22 protein-coding genes are annotated in these 21,643 nt (G+C 74.9%); 12 read left to right on the top strand and 10 right to left on the bottom strand.

The genetic code is table 11. The features are described 5' to 3' along the window. Positions 1–84 precede the first annotated feature (84 nt). A complete protein-coding gene (locus BTM25_RS22935) occupies positions 85–750 on the bottom strand; it encodes a nucleotidyl cyclase domain-containing protein (protein ID WP_103565313.1) in 666 nt (221 codons plus the stop codon). 296 nt (positions 751–1,046) lie between these two features. Here BTM25_RS22935 and BTM25_RS22930 point away from each other — a divergent pair, with 296 nt between their 5' ends. Beyond that, positions 1,047–1,745, top strand: a complete 699-nt coding sequence (locus tag BTM25_RS22930) for a hypothetical protein (RefSeq protein WP_103565053.1) — start codon at positions 1,047–1,049, stop codon at positions 1,743–1,745. Between the two features lie 7 nt (positions 1,746–1,752). After that, positions 1,753–2,496, top strand: a complete 744-nt coding sequence (locus BTM25_RS22925) for a TetR/AcrR family transcriptional regulator (RefSeq protein ID WP_103565052.1) — start codon at positions 1,753–1,755, stop codon at positions 2,494–2,496. Here the strand turns inward: BTM25_RS22925 and BTM25_RS22920 are convergent, their stop codons facing one another. Further along, positions 2,497–5,121: an ATP-dependent RNA helicase gene (locus BTM25_RS22920; RefSeq protein WP_103565051.1), complete on the bottom strand. Its 2,625-nt coding sequence runs from the start codon at positions 5,119–5,121 to the stop codon at positions 2,497–2,499. 294 nt (positions 5,122–5,415) lie between these two features. On the opposite strand from BTM25_RS22920, the gene BTM25_RS22915 reads away from it, so the two are divergent. Further along, the gene (locus BTM25_RS22915; protein ID WP_235828580.1) at positions 5,416–6,177 is read left to right on the top strand and encodes an NERD domain-containing protein; all 762 of its coding nucleotides are present in this window, start codon (positions 5,416–5,418) and stop codon (positions 6,175–6,177) included. 70 nt (positions 6,178–6,247) lie between these two features. Here BTM25_RS22915 and BTM25_RS22910 read toward each other — a convergent pair whose 3' ends face one another. Both BTM25_RS22910 and BTM25_RS22905 read right to left on the bottom strand, forming a co-directional pair. Further along, entirely contained in the window at positions 6,248–6,685 is a 438-nt protein-coding gene (locus tag BTM25_RS22910; protein WP_103565050.1) for a hypothetical protein, read from the bottom strand. Beyond that, on the bottom strand, positions 6,678–7,043 hold the full coding sequence (locus tag BTM25_RS22905) for a hypothetical protein (RefSeq protein WP_103565049.1): 366 nt from the start codon (positions 7,041–7,043) through the stop codon (positions 6,678–6,680). The genes BTM25_RS22910 and BTM25_RS22905 overlap by 8 nt, the downstream gene beginning before the upstream one ends. Before the next feature lie 57 nt (positions 7,044–7,100). On the opposite strand from BTM25_RS22905, the gene BTM25_RS22900 reads away from it, so the two are divergent. Beyond that, positions 7,101–7,799, top strand: a complete 699-nt coding sequence (locus BTM25_RS22900) for a histidine phosphatase family protein (protein ID WP_103565048.1) — start codon at positions 7,101–7,103, stop codon at positions 7,797–7,799. Here BTM25_RS22900 and BTM25_RS22895 read toward each other — a convergent pair. After that, a complete protein-coding gene (locus tag BTM25_RS22895; RefSeq protein WP_235828579.1) occupies positions 7,796–9,268 on the bottom strand; it encodes a helix-turn-helix domain-containing protein in 1,473 nt (490 codons plus the stop codon). The genes BTM25_RS22900 and BTM25_RS22895 overlap by 4 nt on opposite strands. A 459-nt stretch (positions 9,269–9,727) precedes the next feature. Here BTM25_RS22895 and BTM25_RS29785 point away from each other — a divergent pair, with 459 nt between their 5' ends. After that, complete coding sequence (locus tag BTM25_RS29785; protein WP_168212214.1) at positions 9,728–10,375, top strand: hypothetical protein; 648 nt, start codon at positions 9,728–9,730, stop codon at positions 10,373–10,375. A gap of 345 nt (positions 10,376–10,720) precedes the next feature. On the opposite strand, the gene BTM25_RS22885 is transcribed toward BTM25_RS29785, so the two are convergent. Continuing rightward, positions 10,721–11,650: an MCE family protein gene (locus tag BTM25_RS22885; RefSeq protein ID WP_235828578.1), complete on the bottom strand. Its 930-nt coding sequence runs from the start codon at positions 11,648–11,650 to the stop codon at positions 10,721–10,723. A 356-nt stretch (positions 11,651–12,006) separates the two neighbouring features. Continuing rightward, positions 12,007–12,492, bottom strand: coding sequence for a MarR family winged helix-turn-helix transcriptional regulator (locus BTM25_RS22880; protein WP_205648228.1), 486 nt, complete (start codon positions 12,490–12,492; stop codon positions 12,007–12,009). A 78-nt stretch (positions 12,493–12,570) separates the two neighbouring features. Here BTM25_RS22880 and BTM25_RS22875 point away from each other — a divergent pair, with 78 nt between their 5' ends. Further along, on the top strand, positions 12,571–13,341 hold the full coding sequence (locus BTM25_RS22875; protein WP_103565044.1) for a dioxygenase family protein: 771 nt from the start codon (positions 12,571–12,573) through the stop codon (positions 13,339–13,341). 154 nt (positions 13,342–13,495) lie between these two features. On the opposite strand, the gene BTM25_RS22870 is transcribed toward BTM25_RS22875, so the two are convergent. Continuing rightward, positions 13,496–14,356 carry a hypothetical protein gene (locus tag BTM25_RS22870; protein WP_103565043.1) on the bottom strand — a complete coding sequence of 287 codons (861 nt, stop codon included), beginning with the start codon at positions 14,354–14,356 and terminating at the stop codon, positions 13,496–13,498. 86 nt (positions 14,357–14,442) lie between these two features. On the opposite strand from BTM25_RS22870, the gene BTM25_RS22865 reads away from it, so the two are divergent. After that, positions 14,443–14,871: a hypothetical protein gene (locus tag BTM25_RS22865; RefSeq protein ID WP_103565042.1), complete on the top strand. Its 429-nt coding sequence runs from the start codon at positions 14,443–14,445 to the stop codon at positions 14,869–14,871. A 154-nt stretch (positions 14,872–15,025) separates the two neighbouring features. Here BTM25_RS22865 and BTM25_RS22860 read toward each other — a convergent pair whose 3' ends face one another. Beyond that, entirely contained in the window at positions 15,026–15,790 is a 765-nt protein-coding gene (locus tag BTM25_RS22860) for an alpha/beta hydrolase (protein WP_103565041.1), read from the bottom strand. Between the two features lie 249 nt (positions 15,791–16,039). On the opposite strand from BTM25_RS22860, the gene BTM25_RS22855 reads away from it, so the two are divergent. From BTM25_RS22855 to BTM25_RS22840, 4 genes are read left to right on the top strand one after another with little or no spacing between them, the layout of a single operon-like run. After that, entirely contained in the window at positions 16,040–16,957 is a 918-nt protein-coding gene (locus tag BTM25_RS22855; protein WP_103565040.1) for an ABC transporter substrate-binding protein, read from the top strand. After that, positions 16,954–18,000 carry a FecCD family ABC transporter permease gene (locus BTM25_RS22850; RefSeq protein WP_103565039.1) on the top strand — a complete coding sequence of 349 codons (1,047 nt, stop codon included), beginning with the start codon at positions 16,954–16,956 and terminating at the stop codon, positions 17,998–18,000. The genes BTM25_RS22855 and BTM25_RS22850 overlap by 4 nt, the downstream gene beginning before the upstream one ends. Next, positions 17,997–18,770 carry an ABC transporter ATP-binding protein gene (locus BTM25_RS22845; protein WP_205648227.1) on the top strand — a complete coding sequence of 258 codons (774 nt, stop codon included), beginning with the start codon at positions 17,997–17,999 and terminating at the stop codon, positions 18,768–18,770. Before BTM25_RS22850 ends, BTM25_RS22845 begins: the two co-directional genes overlap by 4 nt. Then, entirely contained in the window at positions 18,767–19,408 is a 642-nt protein-coding gene (locus BTM25_RS22840; RefSeq protein ID WP_103565038.1) for an adenosylcobinamide amidohydrolase, read from the top strand. Before BTM25_RS22845 ends, BTM25_RS22840 begins: the two co-directional genes overlap by 4 nt. A 1-nt stretch (position 19,409) precedes the next feature. On the opposite strand, the gene BTM25_RS22835 is transcribed toward BTM25_RS22840, so the two are convergent. Further along, positions 19,410–19,970 carry an SACE_7040 family transcriptional regulator gene (locus BTM25_RS22835; RefSeq protein WP_103565037.1) on the bottom strand — a complete coding sequence of 187 codons (561 nt, stop codon included), beginning with the start codon at positions 19,968–19,970 and terminating at the stop codon, positions 19,410–19,412. A gap of 80 nt (positions 19,971–20,050) precedes the next feature. Here BTM25_RS22835 and BTM25_RS22830 point away from each other — a divergent pair, with 80 nt between their 5' ends. Continuing rightward, the gene (locus BTM25_RS22830; protein WP_103565036.1) at positions 20,051–21,640 is read left to right on the top strand and encodes a carboxyl transferase domain-containing protein; all 1,590 of its coding nucleotides are present in this window, start codon (positions 20,051–20,053) and stop codon (positions 21,638–21,640) included. Positions 21,641–21,643 lie beyond the last annotated feature (3 nt).

The following is a 21,643-nucleotide window of genomic DNA, read 5'->3' as shown; positions in this document are numbered from 1 at the left end:
CTGGCTCCACGCCCCTCGCCGCCGGGCGGGACGAGAGAACTGCGGGGTGCTCTCGTCCCTCCCGGCGGTGTCGCTTTCCCGGGGTCAGGCGAGGACGGGGAAGCCGGGGATCCGCGCCGACGGGACGGGCGGGCCGGGCACGCCGTCCGCGCCGCGCGGACCGCGCAGCGGACCCGTCAGGACGTGCCCGCGGAACACCGCCCCCTTCGCCCGGACCCGGATCGGGTCGAAGTCGCGGGGCGGGAGGGCGCAGAACCCGGTGCGGACGACGTCCTCGAACAGCGAGTCCGACACCGCGTACGCCACGTCGCGCGCGGCGTCGTCGCGCAGCAGGCGGCGCAGCGGCGTGGAGTCCAGCAGGCGCTGCACGACGATCGGCGCGTCGCCCGCCGGGCCGAACGGCCCCGCGGTGAGCGTGCCGTGGTGCAGCGCGAGCCGGACGCGCAGCGCCCGCCGGTCGCCCCGGCCCTTGTTCAGCTCGGCGAGCGCCCGGCCGAACGCGATGACGAAGTCCCCGGCGACGGGCGCGGGGTCGGTGCCCTCGGGCAGCGTCGCCAGCTCGCCGTCGCCGCCGACCTGCTCGTCCCAGCGGGAGCGGTCGAGCCCGGTGCGCGCTGCGGCGGCGTCCAGCGCAGCGCACAGGTCGCTCTGGGCGCGGAGCTGCTCGCTCGTGCTGCGGCTGCTGTACGCCTGGATGTCCACCGCCAGCAGCAGACGGTAGGACAGCGGATGACCGGTCTGCGGTCGCATGCCGTTCACTGCCGATCGCCTCCATCTCGGGGTCAAGACGAGCCGTGTTGCCCTCATTCGCCCCACCGTCGGAACGAGTGTTGCCCGTGATGGAAGGCCGTCGCCGGAAGCCCGGTGCGTTCCCTCCGTCATCATGCTGCGCACTGCTGAACCTCAGACGCAGCAGGTCGACGTTCCGCCCCATAGGTAAGCAGAACATCGCAGACGAGTAAGCCGAATTTCTGCTCCGCGCACGGGATGGAACGGTCCGTCGCGGCCGTGCGCCGGGTCCGGGGACGAGACCGTAAACTTCGGGCGTGAGCGCTGCCCGATCGACACCGTCCCTGCTCCTGCCGGGGCTCCGCGACGTCTACGCCGCCTACGCGCGGGACGCCGAGCGCCTGCCCGCGCTGCCCGGCGCGCTGCAGGCCGAGGTCGCGGTGTCGGAACGGCTCGGCGCGCTGGAGGCCGCGGCGCCGCACCGGGCCGGCCGGCGGGCCGCGCTCGGCGACCTGATCACGAGCCTGCGCGCCGCCGGGACGTCCGGGGCGCGCGTGTTCCTGCTCGCGCTGGCCGCGATCGGCCCGGTGGAGGGACGGTCGGCCGCCGCGAAGGCCGCCGCGTCGCTGCCCGGCGTGGACGTCCCGGCCTGGGCCGCCGTCCTCGGGCAGGTCACGCCGGCCACCGTGTGGCTGATCCAGGAGGGGCCGCTGGACGGCGACCGCCTGGTCTGCGAGTTCCGCTACCCCGGCGGCGCGGACCTGCACGCGCTGGCCGTCCGGCTCGGCCACGGCGACACGCCGGCGGAGGTCGTGGTCGTCGGCGACGTGCCCGCGCTGATGAACGCGGCGCGCCAGGCGATGCAGGCGGAATTGTGCGTCGTGCAGCCGTACCCGGCCGCCGAGGTGGGGCGGCGGCTGCGGGCCGCGCTGGACCCGGACGGGACGTTCCCCGAGGACGCCTACGGGGCGCTCGCCGTCGCCCGGCAGCGCGCCGCCGCCCTCCCGGAGCGCTGAGCCGAGCGTGACCGAGTCCGGGGATCCGCGCCGCGCGCTCGCCCTGCTGTGGGGCCGTCCCGCCCCGCCCCGGCGCGGCCCGAAGCCCCGGCTGACCGTCGAGCGGATCGTCGCGGCGGCCGTCGCGGTCGCCGACGCCGACGGCCTGGACGCCCTGTCGATGCGGCGCGTCGGCGAAGATCTCGGCGTCTCCCCCATGACGCTCTACACCTACGTCCCGGGCAAGGCCGAGCTGCTGGACCTCATGTGGGACCGGGCGTGGGCGGGGCTCGTCCCGCCCGGCGCCGTGGGCTGGCGGGACGCGCTGGAGCACATCGCGCGCGAGCACTGGCGGTTCTACCACCGGCATCCGTGGCTGCTGGCGGCGGCGACGTCGCGTCCGCGTCTCGGGCCGCACACGCTGGACCGGTACGAGATCGCGCTCGCGGCGGTGGACGGCCTCGGCCTCACCGACGTCGAGATGGACGCGGTCGTCGCGCTGGTCGAGGGGTTCGCGGCGAGCGCGGCCCGCGCGTCGGTGGAGGCGCGGGCGGCCGAGCGCCGCACCGGGCGCACCGACCTGGAGTGGTGGGAGGCGACGGCGCCGGTCCTCGCCGAGCTGGTCGAGCCGGACCGGTACCCGCTGGCGACGCGGGTCGGGGCGGCCGCCGGGCAGGAGCACCAGGCCGCGTCCGACCCCGAGCACGCGTTCGCGTTCGGGCTCGCGCGCGTCCTGGACGGGATCGCCGCGCTCGTCGCCGCCCGGTCCTGATCAGCGGCGCGGCTTGGCGCGGCGCGTCGGGGGCTCGGCCGCCGGGTCCTCCGGCCAGGGGTGGCGCGGGTAGCGTCCGCGCAGGTCGGCGCGGACGGCCCGGTACCCCTCCCGCCAGAACGCCGCGAGGTCGGCGGTGACGGCGGCGGGCCGGCCCGCCGGGGACAGCAGGTGCACGACGAGCGGGACGCGGCCCCCGGCGAGCGCGGGCGCGGCGTCCCAGCCGAACAGCTCCTGGAGCCGGACGGCGAGGACGGGCCGGTCGCCGGAGTAGTCCACACGGACCCGGGACCCCGACGGGACCTGCACGCGTTCGGGCGCGAACTCCTCCAGCCGCGCCGCGCACTCCCACGGCACGAGGCCGCGCAGCGCCGCCGCGACGTCGACGCGCCGCAGGTCCGCGCGGCGGCGGGCGCCGGCGGCGGCGAGCCAGCCGGGGGCGCGGGCGAGCAGCGCGGCGTCGTCCACGGCGGGCCAGGGGTCGCCGAGCGCGGCGCGCAGGAAGGCGAAGCGCTCGCGCAGCGCGGTGGCGGCGGGCGTCCAGTCCAGGAGCGCGAGTCCCTCGGCGTCGAGCCCGTCGGCCAGCGCGGCGGCGACGCGCTCGGCGGGCGGGTCGGGCAGCGGACGCGCGGCGAGTTCGATCGCCCCGAGCCGTTCCACCCGGCGCGCCACGACGTCGCCGTCCCGCCAGACGACTTCGTCCTCGGTGGCGCGCAGCGGCGCGGCGGCCCGTTCGGCCGTGGCGGCGTCGATGGCGACGGCCAGCCGGATCCGCGCCGCCGCCGACCCGGCGGGCCGGTCGGCGACCGCGACGGCCAGCCACTCGGGCCTGGCGGCGGCGAGCGCGGAACCGGGCCCGAACGCCGCCCCGGTCCCGGACGCCATGAGGTGGTCGCGCCCCCGCAGCCGGGCGACACGTTCGGGAAACGCCAGCGCGACGACGAGCCCCGCCGCCACGTCCCCGGACACCGGCCGCCCCGCCACGTCCGTGGACCCCGCCGCCACGTCGCCGGGCGGCGGCTGGGCCGCCGACCCCGACCGCGAGCGCTCCAGCTTTCCCGCATTGTCCATGGGACCCGCCGGCGGCTGGGCCGACGGTCTCGGCCGCGAGCGCTCCAGCCGCCCCGACGGTTTCGGCAGGGAGCGCTCCAGGCGGCGTGCTTCGTCCGCCCAGCGGGCCGCCGGGCCGTCGCCGCCGCGCCGCAGCCGCCGCCACACGGCGGTCAGGTCGTCGCCCGCGTCCTGCGGGGGCTCGGACAGGAGCGCGACGATCTCGGCGGCGGTGCGGGCGCCGACGAGCGCGGCGCCGTCCAGCGCGGCGCGCGCCAGGCGGGGCGGGACGCCGAGCCGCGCCAGCTCCCGGCCGCGCGGGGTGACGCGGCCGTCCGGGCCGGTCGCGCCGAGCGCGGCGAGGACGGCGCGGGCGGCGGTGAGCGCGGCGGGCGGCGGCGGGTCGGGCAGCGCGAGCCCGGACGCGTCCGGGTCGCCCCAGCACGCGGCCTCCAGCGCGAACCCGGTGAGGTCGGCGAGCGCGATCTCCGGGCGCGGCCGGGCGGGCAGCCGCGCGTGCTCGGCCTCGCTCCAGCAGCGGTAGACGGCTCCGGGGGCCTCGCGTCCGGCGCGTCCGGCGCGCTGGTCGGCCGCCGCGCGCGACGCCCGGACGGTCGTCAGCGCACCGAGCCCCCGCGCGTGGTCGGTGCGCGGCTCGCGGGCCAGCCCGGCGTCCACGACGATCCGGACGCCCGGCACGGTCAGGCTCGACTCGGCGACCGACGTGGCGAGGACGACCCGGCGCCGCTCCCCCGGCGCGAGCACCGCGTCCTGCACGGCGGCGGGCGCCCGGCCGTGGACGCGCAGGACGTCGAACGGCCCGTCCAGCAGTGCCGCGACCCGCGCGATCTCCCCCGCGCCGGGCAGGAAGCACAGCACGTCGCCGTCGCGTTCGGCGAGCGCGCGGCGCACGGTCGCGGCGACGTGCGCGAGCAGCGCGGGGTCGGTGCGGGTGCCGTGCGGGGGCGCGACGGGGCGGTCCGGCGGGGCCCACACCGTCTCCACCGGGTGCGCGGCGGCCCGCGTCTCCACGACGGGCGCCGGTTCGCCGCCCGCGCCGAGCAGCCGCGCCCACGGGCCGGTGTCGGCGGTCGCCGAGGCCGCGACGAGCCGCAGCCCGGGACGCAGCGTCGCGCGGACGTCCAGCAGGAACGCCAGCGCGGTGTCGGCGTCCAGATGGCGTTCGTGGCACTCGTCCAGGATCACCGCGCCGACGCCGGGCAGGTCCGGTTCGTCCTGGAGCCGCCGCAGCAGCACGCCCGTCGTCACGACCTGCACGTGCGTGCCCGGTCTGTGCTCGCCCCGGACGGTCACGCCGATCCGCCCGCCGACGCGCTCCCCGAGCGTCCACGCCATCCGGCGCGCGGCGGCGCGGGCCGCGAGGCGGCGGGGCTCGGCGACGACGACCGTCCCGTCCACGGCGGGCGCGTCCCCGGCCAGCCCGGCGAGCGCGAGCGGGACGTGGGTCGTCTTGCCGGTGCCGGGCGGCGCGGCGAGCACGGCCGCGCCCGGCCCGGCCAGGGCGGCGCGCAGCGCGGGGACGGCCGCCCGCACCGGCAGGGTGTCGGGGCGCATCGTCCCAGTCTGGCGCCGGTCCGCGTCCGCGCCCGTCCGCCGCCCGGTGTGATAAAGACCACTCGCGAAAGGCGCGGTGATAATTGCACCGTGCCTTTCAAATTCACCGGCGACCTTCGCGAAGCGCACCTGCGTACCATGCCGGACCAGGCATGAGAAGTCCCGCAGGAGGGATATACCGGCCATGGCTGTTGCTTTTCCGCGCGTCGTGGCCCACCATCCGAGAGAGGGACGCAAAGCCGCGGGCATTGCCATAATCGTCGCCGTCGGAGCAGGTACACGAGAGGTCGGACGATGTTCGGAAGCTCCATCTATCTCAGGGACAGGGCCGCCTTCGCCGGAGGCACCCCGCAGGCCGTGTACGCGGAGCTCTGGCACCGGGGGCGGAAACGCCGCATCCGCAGCCGTGTAATTTACAGCGTTCTGGCGCTCGTTTTGTGCTGGGTCCTCCTGAACCCCTTTATCGGCGTCGCCGCGGGCGTCCTGGTTGCGGCCGTCGACTTCGGGTTCGCCTGGTACGGCTACCAGACGTCCAGTGTCTGGCGGCGCGGGCTGCGCGGCGACCGGCGCATGAACACGATCTTCAAGTACACGCTGGAGCGGCGCGGCCACCGGGTGCTGCACGGCCGGGTCGTCCCCGGGCACGGCACCGCCGACCAGATCGTCGTCGGGCCGGGCGGGGTCTGGCTCGTCCAGAACGACGCCTGGCACCCCGGCACCGAGATCACCGCCTACGGCGGGAAGCTGTTCATCGACGGGCGGACGCCGTCCAAGCTCGTCGGCGGCCTGCACGGCGCGGCCGAGCAGACCGCGCGGCTGCTGTCGGAGCGCACCGGCACCGAGGTCACGGTCACGCCGGTGCTGGCCGTCCACGGCGGACGGGTCAAGCGCCCGCCGCTCGTCGCCGACGGCATCACGTTCGCGCCGCCGCTGAAGATGCTGCGCTGGATCCGGTCCCACCCGACCGCCGAGCTGTCGCCCGAGGACGTCGAGACGATCGTCCGGGCGGCCGTCCACGTGCTCCCGATCGGAGGACGCACGATGACCTCGACCTGAGCCCCCGCGATCTCCGGAGGTTCCCGGCCGTCCCGAGCGGGCGCCTCCGGATGGTCCGGCCCCGCCGCCGTCAGCCGTTCCCGTCCGGCCGGACTTCCCGGCCCCCGTCCGTCCGGGCGGTGCGCCACAGCCACACCAGGCCGGCGACCGGCAGCACCAGCGGCACGAACCCGTACCCGCGACCGTAGCCCGACCACACGGTCGCGTCGGGGAAGGCGGCGGGGTCGGCCAGGCTCAGCGTCCCGACGGCCAGCACGCCGGCCAGTTCCACCGAGCAGGCCGCGACGGCGACGCGCCGGGACGCGCGCCCGCCGATCGCCAGCGCCGCCGTCGCCAGCACGTACACGACGGCCGCGAACGCCGACAGCACGTACGCCAGCGGCGCCTCGCCGAACTTCGTCGCGATCTGCACCGCCGCCCGCGCGCCCGCCGCCAGCGCGAAGATCCCGTAGACCGCGACCAGCAGCCGTCCCGGACCGCCGCCGGTCTCCCGCACCGTGTCAGACACCCGTCCCGTCCCAGATCTGCCGCATCCGCACCACCATCACCGCGATCGCGAGGCCCGCGACCACGATCACCCCCGGGCCCCACCGGCTGCGCTCCAGCACGCCCCAGCCCGCGCCCGCGGGCGGGATGACCAGCGCCGCGAGCAGATACCCGACGAACGTGGCGGTCCCGGACGGGCCGCCGTCGCCCGACAGCTTCACGAACCCCACGACCGCCTGCACGATGAGTGCGATCTCCAGCACGCCGAGCGCGGCGAGGTCGCCCCACCCCATCGGCCGGTTCCGCAGCGCGGTGACCGCGCTGAACGCGGCGGCCAGCAGCGCCACCACGATGACCACGGTGGAAAGGGCGTTCGACATAGGACGGCCAGACTACTACCGGCTGTAGAGGACGGCCGACCCGCCCGGCATGGCAGCATGTGGGACGTGAACGCGCTGGAGTGGCTGATCCTCGCCCGGCACGGCGAGAGCACCGGGAACGTCGCCTACCGCGCCGCGCACGCCGCCGGGGCCGACGAGAGCGGCATCGGCGAGCGCGACGCGGACATCCCGCTGTCGCCCGCGGGCCGCGCCCAGGCCGCCCGGCTCGGCGACCGGCTCGCCGCCCTCCCCTCGGACGAGCGGCCCGACCTCGCCCGCGTCTCCCCGTTCCTGCGCGCCCGCGACACGCTCGCGATCGCCCTCGACCGGGCCGGGCTCGCCCTCGACACCCGCGTGGACGAACGGCTCCGCGACCGCGACCAGGGCGTCTTCGAGGGGCTCACCGCGCACGGCGTCGAACACCGCCACCCCGAGGAGGCGGCGCGGCTGCGCAAGCTCGGCAAGTTCTACTACCGTCCGCCGGGCGGCGAGTGCTGGGCCGACCTGGTGCTGCGGCTACGCAGCTTCTACCGCGACCTGTCGCTGGACGCCCCCGGGCGGCGCGTGCTCGTCGTCGCGCACGACGCGGTGATCGTCACCTCCCGGTACATCGCCGAGGACCTCACCGAGGCCGAAGTGCTGGACGTCGAGCGCACGCCCGTCGAGAACGCCTCCATCAGCCGCTGGCGCAACGCCGGCGGACAGCTGCGGCCCGTCTGCTACAACGACTGCGACCACCTGTCCGGCGTCTGCTAGAACTCCTCGCGCAGCCGCTCGCCGCGCGCCGCGACCGCCGGACCGCGCGGGTCCCCCGGCGGCAGCGCCGCCGCCAGCCGCTCCACGACCTCGGCGTCCTGCGCGCCCTCGGCCGTCCGTGCGTACGTCCACAGCGCCTCGGCCGTGCCGCGCCGCAGCAGCAGGCCCCGCACCCGGACGGCCAGTTCGTCGCGCTCCTCCCGGATCGCGGGCGCGTCCGACGCGGGCAGCAGCGCACCGGCGTAGTGCCGCGCCGCGCCCGCCGCGTCGCCCGCGTCCAGGCACCGGCGCACCGCGAGCACGTCGGCGTCCACCGCGCACTCCAGCCGGTACGGGCGTCCCTCGACGACGCCGCCGAGCCGCGCCCGGAGCCGGTGCATCTCGGCGCGGACCGTCACCGGGCTGCCGTCCTCCCCGTACAGGCACAGCGCCAGCCGCTCCCCGCTCATCCCGCGCGGATGCAGCGCCAGCAGCGCCAGGATCTCGGCGTGCCGGGCCGACAGCGCGACGCGCCGGCCGTCCAGCCACGCCGCCGGACGCTCCGTGCCGAGCAGCGCCAGCGTCAGCAGCGGACGGTCCCGCGGCGGCGCGCCCGGCGCGTCTGGACGCAGCAGGAACGCCTCCCCCACCGGCTCGGCCTGTGCGCGCCGCCCGTCCGGCAGGACGATCCACGCGCCCGGCGCCGGGGCCGCCAGACGCCGTCCGCGCCACCGGCCGTGGCGGTCCGCCAGCACGCGGCCCGTCGCCGTCACCAGCAGGCCGGGCTCGCCGCGCAACGCCCGCAGATGCCGTCCGTAGGCGTCGCGGAGCCGTTCGTCGCGCACCCGCATCTCGGCGGCCAGGGCCGTCTCGGCCAGCCGCGCGACCGCGTCCACCAAGCGCACCGACGCCGGATGCAGCCGCTCCACCGTGTCGCTGACGTCCAGGCAGCCGACGAACTCGCCGCTGTCGGGATCGGTGACCGGCGCGCCCGCGCACGACCAGCGGTGCAGGACGTGGACGGCGTGCTCGGCCGCGAACACGTACTGCGGGCCGCCGGCCGCCAGCGCGGTGCCGATCCCGTTCGTCCCGATCGCCGACTCCGACCAGCGGAAGCCCTCGGCCAGCCCAATCGCGTCCGCCGCCCGCCGCAGCCGGCGCGGCCCCTCGGCCCACAGGACCGTTCCCTCGCCGTCGGTGACGACCATGAGCTGCGCGCCGTCGCCCGGCGCGCCGCCCAGCAGCTCGCGCAGCATCGGGACGTGCGCGGCCAGCGGATGGCCCGCCCGCACGCCCGCGACCTGCGCGTCGTCCAGCGCCGCCGGGGCCGCCGACGCCGCCGCGTCGACCCCGCCGCATCGCGACCGGCGCCACGACTCGGCGATCGCGGGCCGCACCGCCGCCCGGCCGCCGTCCTGGACGCGCGCGTGCGCGCTGTCCAGATGCGCGAGAAGCTCCTCCGGACGCGCGCACGCGTGCGGCGGGGGCACACCCGGATTCCTCGTTCGCCGCATCGTTCCCCCCGGGCGCGCCGGACATCGTCGTCCCGTCCGAGCATCGAGCGCCGCACCCGTCCGCGCAACCGGTTCACCCCAACCGATCTACCTGGCCTTTGCCACATTCGGTGAGCGATCGACCGCAACGTGCGTGCAACCTCGGCGTGCCTACCGTGCGAGTGCAGCCGCTTCGCACGTCTCGGGAGGGGAAGGCGTACGAAGCGGCCGCACCCCCGACGGGAGGACGATCATGTTGTGCCTGAGCTGCGGCCGGGTCCGTCCCGCGCTGAACCGCGACGACTACACGTCCGAACGAGCGCGCCTCATCACCCAGCACGGGCTGTGCGTGTGCAAGCCGCCACAACTGCCCCGCGACGCGCGTCGTTCATGACCCGTTTGCGTACCGTTCGCCTAAAGTTGGAGGAGGCCCACTCACGTCCGTGAAGGAGCATCATGCCAGTGATCTCGGGACTGGTCCGCAGGGTCGTCGTCGAAGCCGAGCGCCAGGTGCGCGGCGGCCTCGACCTCCTCACCCGGCTGGCCCGAGAACACGGCCCCGGCGCCGACGCGCTGCGAACGCTCCCCGCCCTGGACGCCCGCCTGGCGCGCCTGGAAGAGGCTTTGGGCCGCCAGGACGACAGCCTGCGCGCCCTGCGCGCCGACCTCGACGCCCTGGTGACCGACCTCAACCGCCGCCTCCTGCCCCGCATCGACGAGCGCATGGACGACACCGAACGCGACCTCGCCGCCCTCGCCACCGGCCTGATCCGCGCGGGCAAGGACGACTTCGGCCAGCAGTCCCGCCTGGAATCCCTGGACCGCCGCCTGGCCGACGTGCGCAACAAGGTCGTCCAGTTGGAGCAGCGCACGGGCCTCTGGCGCGAACTCCAAGCCACCCTGGCCCGGCTCGGCGACGACGTGGACCGGCTGCGCGGCCGTCTCGCCGACCCCGCGGACCCCGGCGGCCCCGGCGCGGCGACGGCCCCGCCCACGTCCGCCGCCTCCCCCACCACGCCCCCGCGCACCCCGTCCGAACCGCACCACGCCGCCACCGGCCCGACCGCCCAACGCCGAACCGCACGGGAACCCGCCGGGAACTGACCCCGCCCGACCCGTCGTCTGCGAAGCACCGGCCCAACACGCCGCGCCCCACCACACACCAGCCGATCGCCCAGCCCTCGCCCCTGGCCGAAACACCTCAGAGCCGGAACAACCGGCTACGACACGGCGTGCGGCCAGCACAGGCACGCCGCGCACGGACGGTCGGCGCACGGCCCCTCGATCCGGCGCGACACACAACGCCAACCGCGCACGTCCACGAGCGTTGCGGCGTGAGCCACGTGAGCGCACAGCGCGGACGGCCACGTACTACGGGTGTTTCGGCAGGTGGTGGGGCCGCTGGCACAGACAGTGCCGGACAAGCGCTGGTGGTCTCAGGCGGGGTGGTCAGCAGACGTCTACAAAGATCTTGCAGAAGTCCAGGGACAGGGTGTTCAAGCCCTGGCCGAGCAGAGTGCCCTGGGGGCCAGGTGTGTTCATCAGGCTGGCCAGGCCATGGAAGAAGCCCTCGAGGACGTCGATGAGCTGGCCGATCCGAGGCGACTGGGCGGCCAGGACGCCGACGGCCGGCGCCGCACCGTCGATGATCTTGCCGAGGTGGGCGCCCTGGCGGTCCAGGACCGCGCCCGTCGTCGAGGCGAAGCGCGACGCCTCGTCCAGCAGTTTCGCAACCCGGTCGGGACGGTCGTAGACGACGGGGGCCAAGCCGTTGAGGTCGTCCACCGCGCCGACGAGCGCGTCGCCGCGGTCGGCGAGCACGCCGCCGATTCCGGCCAGGTCGTTCACGATGGCCCTGAGATCGGCACTCCTGCGGTGCGTGGCATCCACGACGGTCGCGCCGTTGACCAGCGTGCGGCGCAGAGCGCTCTCCTCGCCGCGCAGGCCGACGCCGAACGTGTGCAGAATCGACGTGACCTCGTCCGGGTCGATCGCCCGGGTGAGCGCGTAGGCGGGACCGGCGAGGTCGGTGGCGTCCGTGACCGGCGCGGCCGCGGTGATCCTCCCGCCCTCCGGCAGCGCCGGGCCGCTGCCGAGGTCGAGGGCGACGTCCTTCGGGCCGAAGAACGAGACGGGCTCGACCGTCGCGCGCGTGGACGCGGGAATCGAGACGGTGGAGCGCAGCCGGACCAGCACCGAGCCGTCCGGACGCAGGGCGACCTGCTCGACCTTCCCGACCGCGATGCCGCGCACCTTGACCTCCGACCGGCCGGCGTCCAGCCCGGCCCCCGCCCGGTCGAAGACGGCCGTGTACCGGCGCCCCTCCACCGACGGCCACGCCGACCAGGCGAGCAGCGCCGCCGTTAAGGCCAGGGCCACGACTCCGATGATTCCGGGGGTGCGCGACGCGTGCATGGGCCCTCCGCAGAGTGGGGTGCGCCGCCATTGCACCCGAGGCCCCACCTGGCGGGCTATGAAGCCATCAACGAAATGTGACGCGAGTCACTGTCAGATGAACAACACTTCATGATGTGACCCAGCTCTCGACTACATGCTCAGCCTGATCAAGCCCCAGCCCGCCACCTTTACGTTGTAGATCATTAAGCAACCCACACAGCCCCACCACACAGCCCCACCGCGCAGCCCCACCGCGCAGCCCCGCCTTGCCGGGCCCCGCCGGGACGGGCCCTGCCGGGACGGACGGGACGGGACGGGACGCCGGGCAAGCGCCGAGGTCAGGACGGGCCTTGAACGGGACCGAGCCCCTCCGCGTCGAGACCGGCCAGCAGGGAGAACAGCAGATCGCGTAGCTGGTGCGCCTGGTCGCGAGTCAGCGGGTCGAACAGGTGGCGGCGGACCGCCTCGACGTGGCCGGGCGCGGCGGCGGCGAGGACGGCGAAGCCCTCGTTCGTAAGTTTGGCCAGCGTCGTGCGCCGGTCGTCCGGGTGGCGGACGCGGCGCACCCAGCCGCGCTCCTCCAGGCGCTTCACCGCGTGCGACAGCCGGCTCGGGGACGAGCACGCCGTGCGCGCCAGTTCGGACATCGTCAGCGTCCGGCCGGGCGCCTCGGACAAGGTCACCAGGATCACGTAATAGGCGTGCGGCATCCCCGAGTCCTGCTGGAGTTGCCGGTCCAGGGCCTCGTTGAGCAGGCGTGACGTCCAGAGGAAGGCACGCCAGGTCCGCTGCTCGTCCTCGTCCAGCCACCGCACGCCGTCCACGGACCCTCCCAAGAAGTTGAACATTCAAATTCTATCGCCTACCGTGATGGTTGAACGCTCAACTCTTGGGAGGCCGACATGGGCCGGATGCCCGCCCTCTTCCTCAGCCACGGCGCGCCGCCCCTCGCCGACGACGCGCTCTGGACCGGGCAGCTCGCAGACTGGGCCGCCGACCTCCCCCGGCCCGAGTCGATCCTGGTGATCTCCGCGCATTGGGAGGACGCGCCGCTCACGCTCGGCGCGATCCGTACGGTGCCGCTGGTCTATGACTTTTGGGGATTTCCGGAGCACTACTACTCAGTGCGGTACGCGGCGCCGGGCGCGCCCGAACTGGCGGACGAGGTGAGCCGCCTTCTTCCCGACGTCCACCGCGCCGAGTCGCGCGGATTGGACCACGGCGCCTACGTCCCGCTGGTCGAGATGTATCCGGACGCCGACATCCCCGTCCTCCAGATGTCCATGCCGACGCTCGACCCCGCACGCCTGTTCGCCTTGGGTCGCAAACTGGCTCCGCTGCGCGAGCAGGGCACGCTCATCGTCGGCAGCGGCTTCACGACCCACAACCTGCGCGAACTGCACCCCTACCCGTCAGCTCCTCCCCCGGCGTGGTCCACCGAATTCGACGCCTGGGCGAGCGCGGCCGTGGCGAGCGGCGATCTGGACTCCCTCCTGAACTTCCGCGACAAGGCTCCCGCCGCACGCGTAGCGCACCCGCGCACCGAGCATTTCGCTCCCCTCTTCGTGGCGATGGGCGCGGCGATCGACTCCGCCGACTCCCCCGCCGCCCGGCGCACCGTCATCGACGGCTTCTGGTACGGACTCTCCAAGCGCTCCTTCCAGTTCGACTGACCGCCAGCCCTCCGCCCCAGCCCGCGCTTCCGTGCGTTTCCCCTCGTCTCCCGGCGCGGCGTCCGTGCTTCGGTAGCGGTTTTCCGCCCGCTTTTGAGCGACATTTCCCGTGCGGCAGCCGCCTTTCCTCTCGTGCCAGGTCAGCGTGCGGTAATCAGCGGAACAGGCGGTGAAGATGGTTGATGCGGCTGGTTATCCGGGCCATCTCCGCGTCCGTCGGTGTCCAGCCTCGTGTGAGCAGGGCGGTCAAGACAGCTTCGACATAAGGTGCCGGTGTGCGGCGGATGTCCTTGGTGACGATGATCAACTCCCATCCACAGGTGTTGCGTAGCCAATTGCATCGGTTCCCGTCGCGTTCCCGGGCTCGCCGGCCCGTGTGATGGCGTTCGCCGTCGTACTCCACGCCCACCTGGAATCGTTCGTAGCCGAGGTCGATGTACAACGGATCGCCGCGTGGCCCCGGCACCGGGATCTGCGTCGTGGGCGGGGGAAGCCCGGCCTCGATCAACGTCATCCGCGTCCGGCTCTCACCCGGCGACTGCGCTCCGGGATCACCCGCACGCAGCACAGCGCGCAGGCGGTCGTTGCCGTGGTAGCCGCGCAGCGTCCGCGCCATCGTCCGCAGCGCGTCCACGGTCATCCCCCGGCGCAGGAACTGGTCCAGCGCCGCCACGGCCTCGGCGCGCGGCAGCCAGCGGGCGCAGTCCAGCGCGGTCCGCGCGGGCGATGTCAGCCGCACGCCGCCCCGTTCCGCGACATGCGCGGCGGGCAGCTCGACGCGTTCGGGGTCGTGGACCCGCCGGTCCGGGTCCGGGCCGACGATCACGTCGACCGGGCAGGTCATCTCGTCCGTCCCCGGCGGCAGCACGTCCAGGCCCCACAGCCGCGCGGCGGTGCGGCGCGCGACCGCCGCCGAAGGGCCGTGCGTCCGGGTGACCGTCGCCGCCCGCGCACGCAGGGAATCGGCCGCCGCATCGCCGGACGTCGCCGTCCGGGCCATCGTCTCCTCGTCCATGTCAACGAGCATGGACGGCCGCGCCACGCCTCCGGAAGTCGCGACGAAAGCTGTGGAAAACTCGCTCCAGGCCCTACGCTGCCCGCATGGCCGACCTCTACGAACTCGTCGTGGACGCCGATCTCCCCGTGGACCTGACGGCGGCGGAACGCGCCGAACTCCGCTGGCATCTCGGGCTCGGGCCACGACCGCGCACGCTGGCCATCGTCACCGACTTCACCGAGATCGTCTTCACCGACGACGGTGAGCCCGCGATCGTGGAGCTGCCCGAGCCGCTGCTCGCCGAACGGGGCGCCGCGCTGCGCGTCGGCGGGCCGCTGACCGGCGCGTTCACCGTCCGCGACGACGGCGCGAGCACGCTGCTGGCCCGGCAGGAGGTCCATCCGGACTCGTTCCTGCGCGTCGGCGAGCTGCTGCGGTGGCTGGAGCGGCGGGCGACGCGCTGCTCGGCCCGCGTCCGCTTCCACGAGGACGAGGCGTACACCGACGTCGCGAACGGCGACCTCCCCGGCTGAGACACGACCGCCGGTCGCCCACACGGCGATCCAACGGACGAGATCAGGACGCGGCGACTGTGGCGGCCCGCGCACACCGCCATCCGGCGGACGAGATCAAGGCGTGGCGGCCGTCTCAGCGGTGGTCGCCCACACGGCGATCCGGTGGACCGGATCAGGATGTGGCGGCGGCCTCGGCGGTGGCCGCCCGGGTCGCCCATGCGGCGATCCGGTGGACGAGCTGCGGCGTCGCCGCGATCTCGGCGTGGCCGAACCCGGGTTCGATCCACAGTTCGCGCGGTTCGTCCGCCGCGTCGTGGAGCTGGTGGGCGTGCTCCAGCGGGAAGAACGCGTCGGCGTCGCCGTGGACGACCAGCAGCGGCGTCGGCGCGATCCGTCCGGCGACCTCGTGCGGCGCCTCGGGCAGCGGGTCCCAGCCGGCGGCGGCGACGCGGACGCCCCGGGCGAGCCGGACCGCGAGCCGTCCCGCGCGCCGCTCGATGACCCAGTGGACGCGGCGCATCGGCGCGGTGCCCCGGTAGTACCACCGCGCGGGCGCGCTGACGGTCGCGACCGCGTCGACCCCGCCCACCAGCGCGGCGTGCCGCACCGCGACGGCGCCGCCGAGCGAGAACCCGACGACGGCGATCCGCCGGTAGCCGCGCCGCCGGGCCGCGCGGACGGCGGCGGCCAGGTCCAGGACCTCGCGGTCGCCCACGGTGGACGAGCCGCCGGACCGTCCGTGGCCGCGCAGGTCGAACGCGACCACGCCGCCGTACCGGTTCAAAACGCCTGAGATCCGGCGCAGCGCGGGCTGCCGCCAGGAGCAGGTGAAGCCGTGGACGAGCACGAAGCACAGCGCGCGGTCGCCGGGCGCGTGCCCCGCGTCGATCCGGACGTGGTCGCTGGTGAACAGGGTGAAGGGCTCCGGTTCGTTCACCGTCCCATCATCCCACCGCGGCCCGGACGAACGCCGCGAAGAACCACTCACCTGGGCTGATACCGTTGCTTTCCTCGCGCGTCGCGGAGCGAAGTCCGGTGTGATCCCGGCGCTGTCCCGCAACTGTGGTGCCCTCCCCGGACGGGCCGAGCCAGGTCGCCTCCCCGCCGCGCGGACGACCGTCGACCTCGTGGAAGGGCGATCCGTCCCCGGGTCCGCGCCTCCCCCTTGAAGTCCTGGAGGCTGCACATGTCTTCCGCCCGCGCCCTCGGCGCCCTCGTCCTCACCGGCGTCCTCGCGCTGGCGTCCGCCTGCGGCGGTGACGACGGCAAGGCGGACGCGAAGGGCCAGTCCGTCGTCGTCACGGCCGCGAACGGCGCCGTGCGCGTCCCGGCCGCGCCGAAGCGGATCGTGTCCCTCTCCCCCACGCACACCGAGACGCTGTTCGCGATCGGTGCGGGCCCGCAGGTGGTGGCCGCCGACGAGTACTCGAACTACCCGGCGAACGCCCCGCGCACCAAGCTGTCGGGCTTCAAGCCGAACGTCGAGGCGATCACCAAGTACAACCCCGACCTGGTCGTCGTGTCGGACGACATCAACGGCATCGTCAAGGCGCTGGAGAAGGTGAAGGTCCCGGTCCTGCTGGAGCCCGCCGCCAAGAAGATCGACGACGTCTACGACGAGATCGGCGACCTCGGTCTGGCGACCGGACGGTCCGGCGCGGCGGCCAAGCTCACCGCCACGATGCGGGCCGAGATCCAAAAGACCGTCGCGGCGGCGCCGAAGAAGAACCTCACGTACTACCACGAGCTGGACGACCAGTTGCACACCGTCACGTCCAGCACGTTCATCGGCCAGGTCTACGGGCTGTTCGGCCTGCGCAACATCGCCGATCCGGCCGACAAGACGCGCTCGGGCTACCCGCAGCTCTCCCGCGAGGCGCTGCTGACGAGCGACCCGGACCTCGTGTTCCTCGCCGACACCAAGTGCTGCGCGCAGAGCGCCGCGCAGGTGGCGAAGCGTCCGGGCTGGTCGCGGCTGACGGCCGTCCGCGCGGGCGGGGTCGTGGCGCTGGACGACGACGTCGCGTCGCGCTGGGGCCCGCGCCTGCCGCAGTTCGCGGCGACGATCGGCGCGGCGGTCGGCAAGGTCGCGGCGGGCAAGTGACCCCTCCGGCGGCGACGCGGCTCCGCCCCCTCCCGCTCGCGGCCGGGATCGCCCTGCTCGCGGCGTCGCTGCTGGCGGGCCTGCTCGTCGGCGCGGCCGGACTGCCCGCGAGCGGCGTCCTCAAGGCGCTCGCGGACGCCGTGCCGGGCGTGCACCTGCACACCGGGCTCAGCGAGGTGCAGCGCAGCGTGCTGTTCGATCTGCGGCTGCCGCGCGTCCTTCTGGCCGCGCTCGTCGGCGGGATGCTCGCGCTGGCGGGCGCGGGCTACCAGGGCGTGTTCCGCAACCCGCTCGCCGACCCGTACCTGCTCGGCGCGGCGGCCGGGGCGGGCGTCGGCGCGACGCTGGTGATCGTGTCGGTGCCGGGCGACCCGGCGGTCGCGGTGCCGGTCGCGGCCTTCGTCGGCGCGATCGGCGGGGTGCTGCTGGCGTACGCGCTCGGGTCGGTGGCGGGCCGGGGCGACGGTGCCGGGACGGCGACGCTCGTCCTCGCGGGGGTCGCGGTGTCCAGTTTCCTCGCGGCCATCCAGACGTTTCTACAACAGCTCAAAACGGACGAACTGCAGCGCGTCTACTCCTGGATCCTCGGCGGCGTCGGCGCGGCGGACTGGCGCGGCCTCGGCCTGGTCGTCCCCTACGCGGCGGTGTCGACGCTGGTCCTGCTGCCGCACGGACGGCTGCTGGACGTCCTCGCGGTCGGCGAGGAGGAGGCGTCCGCGCTCGGCGTGTCGGCGGTGCGGGTGCGGCTGACGGTACTGGTCGCGGCGTCGCTGGCGACGGCGTCGGCGGTGGCGCTGAGCGGGCTGATCGGGTTCGTGGGGGTGGTCGTCCCGCACGTCGTGCGGCGGCTGGCGGGCTCCTCGTACCGGGTCGTCCTGCCGTTGTCGCTGCTCGGCGGCGCCGCGTTCCTGACGCTCGTGGACCTGCTCGCGCGGACGGTCGTCGCGCCCGGCGAACTGCCGCTCGGCGTGGTGACGGCGTTCGTCGGCGGCCCGTTCTTCGTGGCGGTGCTGCGGGCGACGCGCGGCCCGGTGCGCACGTGACGATCGCGCTGCGCGGCCTCGGGGTGGAGCTGGACGGGCGTCCGGTGCTGCGCGGCGTCGACCTGGACGTCCCGGCGGGATCCTGGACGGCCGTGATCGGCCCGAACGGCGCGGGCAAGTCGACGCTGCTGCTGGCGATGCTCGGGCTGCGTCCGGGACGCGGCGCGGTGGCGATCGGCGGCCGGGACCCCCGCGCGCTGCGGCCCCGCGAGCGCGCCCGGCTCGTCGCGTACACGCCGCAGCGTCCGCAACTGCCGGACGGGATGACGGTGTTCGACTACACGCTGCTCGGCCGGGCGTCCTACATTCCGTATCTCGGCCGGGAGAGCGCCCGCGACCGGGCGGTGGCGGCGGACGTGCTGGAGCGGCTGCGGCTGACGGAGTTCGCGGCGCGTCCGCTCGGCCGGCTGTCGGGCGGGGAGCGGCAGCGTGCGGTGCTGGCCCGCGCGCTGGCGCAGCAGGCACCGGTGCTGGTCCTGGACGAGCCGACCACCGCGCTGGACATCGGCCACCAGCAGCAGGTGATGGAACTGGTGGACGCACTGCGGCGCGACGATGGCTTGACCGTCGTTACGACGATCCACGACCTCACGCTCGCCGGTCAGTACGCGGACGCTCTCGTCCTGCTGTCCGACGGGCGGGTGGCGGCGTCCGGGCGTCCGGCCGAGGTGCTGACGCGCGAGATGATCGCCGAGCACTTCGACGCGCGCGTGCAGGTCACCGAAGGCCCGGACGGGCGTCCGATCCTCGCCCCGGAGCGCCCGCGATGAGACTCGACCTGGTGTGGCGGGAGGAGGACGGCGCACGCCTCCCCGCGACGGTCTGGCGGCCCGGCCCGGGTCTGCGGACGCTGTCGTCCGCGCTGGTCGGCGGCGGCTTCGCCACGCCGGGCTGGGTGCTGAACGCGCAGGTCAGAGGCCAGTACGCGCGCATGGACCCGGACGTCCACCTCGCGGAGCTGGCCGCCCGGTTCGGCCTGGACGGCCCCGGCGTCGGGATGCTCACGGCGGCGGCGGTCGACCGCACGTTCCACGGCGCGGACGCGGGCGTGACGGCCGCCGCGACGGTCGGCCTGCGCGTCCCGACCTGGGCGGCGGCGCCCGCCGGGGCCGCCGATCCGCAGCTCGCGCCGGGGACGATCAACATCACGGTCGCCGTCCCGGTCCCGCTGTCGGACGCCGCCCTGGTGAACGCCGTGATGACCGCGACGGAGGCCAAGACGCAGGCGCTGCTGGAGGCGGGCTATGCCTGCACCGGCACGGCGTCGGACGCGCTCTGCGTCGCGGCGCCCGTCCCGTCCGGCGCCGCCGAGCCGTTCGCCGGGCCGCGCTCGCCGTGGGGCGCGCGGATCGCGCGGGCGGTACATTTCGCCGTCCGCGCGGGCGCAGAGAACTACCCGTTCCGCTAGATCACGCGTCGAGCGCGGCCCGCGCCATGCCGTGCAGCAGCTCGGCCATCGCGTCGCGCGACAGCCCGGCCGCGCTGTACGGGGTGGAGTTCAGCAGCCCGAAGCAGGCGTGGACGGCCGCCCGGACGCGCTCGGGAGACGCGCCGGGCCGCAGCCGCACCAGCACCCCGACCCATTCCTCCACGTAGGCGCGCTGGAGCCGACGGATCTCGTGCCGCTGCGGCTCGGGCACGTTGTCCAGCTCGCGCTCGTGGACGGTGATCAGCGCCGGATTGTCCAGCGCGAACGCGATGTGCCAGCGCAGCAGCGCGTCCAGCGCGCGGCCCGGATCGGGCCCGGCGGCGCGCCGGGCGCCCTCGGCCCGCAGCCGCGCGCTGATGTCCAGCAGCATTTCGGCGAGTACGGCGTCCTTCCCGCGGAAATGCCGGTAGAGGGCGGGCCCGGTCAGGCCGACCGCCCGGCCGAGGTCGCCGATGGACACGCCGTGGAACCCGCGCCGCGCGAACAGCTCGGCGGCGGCGCCGAGGATCTCGGCGCGGCGGGGGTTCACAGCGGACACCATGCCGACGAGTGTAGACGGCCGATGTTAGCGAGCGTTAACATCGACCTTGTTAACGATCGTTAACTGCAGGGGGACGGGTGATGACCGTACTGGGCACGCGCGCCGACCCGGGGTCCGGCGCGTTCAAGGAGAACGCCGCGCATCATGAGGCCCTGGTCGCCGACCTGCGCGAACGTCTCGACCGCGCCGGGCGCGGCGGTCCCGAGCGCGCCCGCGAACGGCACGTCGCGCGGGGCAAGCTGCTCCCCCGCGACCGCGTCGACACGCTGCTGGACCCGGGCTCGCCGTTCCTGGAACTGTCGCCACTGGCCGCGACGGGCCTCTACGACGACGCCGCGCCGGGCGCCGGGATCATCACCGGGATCGGCCGGATCGCGGGCCGTGAATGCGTCGTCGTCGCCAATGACGCGACCGTGAAAGGCGGCACGTACTACCCGGTCACGGTGAAGAAGCATCTGCGCGCCCAGGAGGTCGCGCTGCACAACCGGCTGCCGTGCGTCTACCTCGTGGACTCCGGCGGCGCGTTCCTGCCCGAGCAGGACGAGGTCTTCCCCGACCGCGACCACTTCGGCCGCATCTTCTTCAACCAGGCGACGATGTCGGCGCGCGGCATCCCGCAGATCGCGGCCGTGCTCGGCTCCTGCACGGCGGGCGGCGCCTACGTCCCGGCGATGAGCGACGAGGCGGTGATCGTCCGGAACCAGGGGACGATCTTCCTCGGCGGCCCGCCGCTGGTGAAGGCCGCAACCGGCGAGGTCGTCAGCGCCGAGGATCTTGGCGGCGGCGAGCTGCACGCGCGGGTCTCCGGCGTCACCGACCATCTGGCCGAGAGCGACGCGCATGCGCTCGGGATCGTCCGCGACATTGCCCGGACGTTCGGTCCGCGCGCCCCGCGCCCGTGGGAGAGCGTCCCGCCGGAGGAGCCCGCCGCCGATCCCGGCGAGCTGTACGGGCTCGTCCCGGCCGACCCGCGCGCGCCCTACGACGTCCGGGAGGTCATCGCCCGGATCGTGGACGGCAGCCGCTTCCAGGAGTTCAAGAAGGAGTACGGCCCGACGCTCGTCACCGGGTTCGCGCACGTCCACGGCCATCCGGTCGGCATCATCGCCAACAACGGAATCCTGTTCGGCGAGTCGGCGATGAAGGGCGCGCACTTCGTCGAGCTGTGCGACCGGCGCAGCGTCCCGCTCGTGTTCCTCCAGAACATCACCGGGTTCATGGTCGGCCGCGAGTACGAGGCGGGCGGCATCGCCAAGCACGGCGCGAAGATGGTCACGGCCGTCGCGTGCGCGCGGGTCCCGAAGTTCACGGTCGTCATCGGCGGGTCGTTCGGCGCGGGCAACTACGCGATGTGCGGCCGGGCGTACGCGCCGCGCTTCCTGTGGATGTGGCCGAACGCGCGGATCTCTGTGATGGGCGGGGAGCAGGCCGCGAGCGTCCTCGCGACCGTCCGGCGCGACCAGGCGGGCGACGGCTGGGACGAAGAGGCGTTCAAGGCCCCGATCCGCGACCAGTACGAGCGGCAGGGCAACCCCTACTACTCCACGGCGCGGCTGTGGGACGACGGCGTCATCGACCCGCTCGACACGCGGCGGGTCCTCGGCCTCGGCCTGTCGGCCGCCGCGAACGCACCGCTGGAGCCGGTCGGCTACGGCGTCTTCCGGATGTGAGGT

This window comes from Actinomadura rubteroloni, assembly GCF_002911665.1.
In the GTDB taxonomy this organism is placed as follows: Bacteria; Actinomycetota; Actinomycetes; order Streptosporangiales; family Streptosporangiaceae; genus Spirillospora; species Spirillospora rubteroloni.
Note: the sequence above shows the minus strand (reverse complement) of the source record. Positions and strands in the feature narration are given on the sequence as shown.

What these genes read in the sequence shown, in the direction of transcription:
- BTM25_RS22915 (WP_235828580.1), top strand. Translation starts at nt 5,416, where the DNA reads ATGTTCGGAAGCTCCATCTATCTCAGGGACAGGGCCGCCTTCGCCGGA.
- BTM25_RS22920 (WP_103565051.1), bottom strand. Translation starts at nt 5,121, where the DNA reads ATGCGCCCCGACACCCTGCCGGTGCGGGCGGCCGTCCCCGCGCTGCGC.
- BTM25_RS22830 (WP_103565036.1), top strand. Translation starts at nt 20,051, where the DNA reads ATGACCGTACTGGGCACGCGCGCCGACCCGGGGTCCGGCGCGTTCAAG.
- BTM25_RS22905 (WP_103565049.1), bottom strand. Translation starts at nt 7,043, where the DNA reads ATGTCGAACGCCCTTTCCACCGTGGTCATCGTGGTGGCGCTGCTGGCC.
- BTM25_RS22840 (WP_103565038.1), top strand. Translation starts at nt 18,767, where the DNA reads ATGAGACTCGACCTGGTGTGGCGGGAGGAGGACGGCGCACGCCTCCCC.
- BTM25_RS29785 (WP_168212214.1), top strand. Translation starts at nt 9,728, where the DNA reads ATGCCAGTGATCTCGGGACTGGTCCGCAGGGTCGTCGTCGAAGCCGAG.
- BTM25_RS22935 (WP_103565313.1), bottom strand. Translation starts at nt 750, where the DNA reads ATGCGACCGCAGACCGGTCATCCGCTGTCCTACCGTCTGCTGCTGGCG.
- BTM25_RS22875 (WP_103565044.1), top strand. Translation starts at nt 12,571, where the DNA reads ATGGGCCGGATGCCCGCCCTCTTCCTCAGCCACGGCGCGCCGCCCCTC.
- BTM25_RS22900 (WP_103565048.1), top strand. Translation starts at nt 7,101, where the DNA reads ATGTGGGACGTGAACGCGCTGGAGTGGCTGATCCTCGCCCGGCACGGC.
- BTM25_RS22870 (WP_103565043.1), bottom strand. Translation starts at nt 14,356, where the DNA reads ATGGACGAGGAGACGATGGCCCGGACGGCGACGTCCGGCGATGCGGCG.
- BTM25_RS22855 (WP_103565040.1), top strand. Translation starts at nt 16,040, where the DNA reads ATGTCTTCCGCCCGCGCCCTCGGCGCCCTCGTCCTCACCGGCGTCCTC.
- BTM25_RS22865 (WP_103565042.1), top strand. Translation starts at nt 14,443, where the DNA reads ATGGCCGACCTCTACGAACTCGTCGTGGACGCCGATCTCCCCGTGGAC.
- BTM25_RS22835 (WP_103565037.1), bottom strand. Translation starts at nt 19,970, where the DNA reads ATGGTGTCCGCTGTGAACCCCCGCCGCGCCGAGATCCTCGGCGCCGCC.